Here is a 1,513-nt window from a genome sequence, read left to right as displayed (position 1 = left end):
CGGTATCACCGGCCGTTCCCTTGATGCGGATCTCGGCCAGGTTCACTCGCTGGAATGTATGCCATTCCCCAGGCACCAGCGGCACATCTTGGCCGCTGTCTCCCTTCAGATAGACCGGCTGACTATTGGCCGGCGGGGCGGACAGCGTGATGGTCGCCACCAGACGCTTGCTGGCCAGCGGCTGATACTGCGGCGTAACCGAAATGACACGAGCAATCAGATTGTTCATAGCAAGACCCCGCTATTCTTGATATTTCCAAAAAACACATTCATTTTATGCCTTCTTGTACCACTTGCCCCAGTTCGACAATTTCGCCGTCACAGACACCGTAATCGCTTCTTCCAGCGGCTCACTGCGGCTGAAATTCGTGATAGAAAAGTTCCCGCAGGGGCCTTCGGCACCTACCGTGTCCGGGTCCTCACTGATGATAGCCAGACTGATTTCTCCGCTGTTCAGCCACGCGTTTTTAATGGCCTCGAAACCGGTATCCCCCGGCTTCCATACCATCTCAAACTCGACAGAGCACTCCCGCAGAGTCGCCGCCGTGGCCCGCCAGCCCTGATTGCCTCGCGTCGTAATATCGGCCTCGCCCGTCTCGTGATTGATCGTCACGTCCCGGACATTTGTCAACGCCGTCATGCCGCCGCCCGAGGACGGATCAAGGGTGGAGGGATCGGCTGCCGCAGGAGTTTGATACAGGATAACCGCTTCCATACCGAGTTTATACGTCGTTGCCATATCTTTTTCTCCAAATCAAAATATTGTTATTGAATGCTTTCACGCCACAGGCGTCCGAGTTGCTGTTTCCCCTTCTCAAATGCCGGATGCATATAGGGCCGAGGGGCAATACGAACCTTCCTGAATTTCCGCTCGATTGGGTCGTATGCCTCAGAGATTCCGCCGTACTCGAGTACGGAAGGTACACTGATAGGCCCCTTTGACAAACGGACAGGTCCAATCACGACAGACTTCACAGGCGGATCGAGCGAGTAATAAATGAATCGCTTCAGCAGACCGGTTCGGCTATAGGGCGGGTCTCCAGGTCGGCTTGTTCGCAGCATCCTAACATTACGACCGTCAATGCTTGACCATTTGTCCTTCGGGGCAGGACGAATAGACCATTGAGCAGCTTTTCGGACATATGCACCAAACTTTGCGAACACAGTCCGTGTTCGTTTGTCGAGATAATCAGTAACGGTCTTACGATCAAAAAAAAGACTCGTTACCTTTGCAACGTTGCTCTTGCCTGTCTGTATTTTTTTTGAAATATCAAATGAAATCATAATTTACATTTATCGCAAAAACTCAATTTCATACGGAAGCGCATTACGCTTCTCAGGCCAATAGTAGTACGCACGTTTAGGGATTTGTTCCTTGTTCGCACTCTGATAGCCATCGTACACGAGCAGAATGTACCGCCTGCCCTTCATCAGTCTGGGTATCTGTGCAATAAACTGGTTTGACTGACTATGCCTGTTTGCTTTTATGCACGCCTCAGACCACAGGACAGAA

The 1,513-nt window shown here is 51.6% G+C and carries 3 protein-coding genes; all 3 read right to left on the bottom strand.

The genetic code is table 11. The annotated features are described in order from the left end of the window. On the bottom strand, positions 1–229 hold a 229-nt coding region (locus PKY88_13115), incomplete at its 3' end, for a hypothetical protein (GenBank protein ID HOQ06140.1). 45 nt (positions 230–274) lie between these two features. Beyond that, a complete protein-coding gene (locus PKY88_13110; protein ID HOQ06139.1) occupies positions 275–739 on the bottom strand; it encodes a phage tail tube protein in 465 nt (154 codons plus the stop codon). A gap of 26 nt (positions 740–765) precedes the next feature. Beyond that, positions 766–1,062 (bottom strand): hypothetical protein, encoded by a 297-nt coding sequence (locus tag PKY88_13105; GenBank protein ID HOQ06138.1) that lies wholly within the window; start codon positions 1,060–1,062, stop codon positions 766–768. Between the last annotated feature and the right edge of the window lie 451 nt (positions 1,063–1,513).

The sequence above is a fragment of the Anaerohalosphaeraceae bacterium genome (genome assembly GCA_035378985.1).
Classification (GTDB): Bacteria; Planctomycetota; Phycisphaerae; order Sedimentisphaerales; family Anaerohalosphaeraceae; genus JAHDQI01.
This window is presented reverse-complemented; position numbering and strand designations above follow the sequence as displayed.